This is a genomic window from Vibrio sp. 1078-1 (assembly GCF_033340475.1).
In genome coordinates this window covers 1-563 of the sequence record NZ_JAWOWM010000699.1, presented here as the reverse complement: position 1 = coordinate 563, position 563 = coordinate 1, and the positions used below count along the sequence as shown (strand labels likewise).

The window sequence follows — 563 nt, the reverse complement described above, 5'->3', positions numbered from 1 at the left end:
CGTGAGATCATCGGTGGCGATGAAGAGCGATACAAACGAGTAGTCTTTAACGAAATTACTAAAAATGCTATCCAACAAGCTTTCCAGACTCCTGGCGAGTTAAATATGGATGGCGTTAATGCGCAGCAAGCTCGTCGATTCATGGACCGCGTTGTAGGTTTCATGGTTTCTCCATTGTTATGGAAGAAAGTGGCACGTGGCCTGTCTGCTGGTCGTGTTCAATCCGTAGCGGTGAAGCTATTGGTAGAACGTGAGCGTGAAATTAACGCATTTGTGCCAGAAGAATTCTGGGATATTCACGCAAATACCAAAACTAAAGATAAGTCAGATTTCAAACTGCTGGTTGCGCAGAAAGATGGCGTTGCGTTTAAGCCTGTTAACGAAACAGAAACTAAGGCAGCCATTTCTGTCCTTGAAAACGCAAGCTACGAAGTGTGTAAGCGCGAAGACCGCCCGACGAAGAGCAAGCCTTCTGCGCCATACATCACATCAACATTGCAGCAAGCGGCAAGTACCCGTCTAGGTTACGGCGTTAAGAAAACCATGATGTTAGCTCAGCGTCT

The 563-nt window shown here is 46.5% G+C and carries 1 protein-coding gene; it reads left to right on the top strand.

The window, feature by feature from the left end:
* Positions 1-563, top strand: a 563-nt coding sequence (locus tag R7190_RS29590) for a DNA topoisomerase (RefSeq protein ID WP_318138167.1), incomplete at both ends; no start/stop codon positions are given.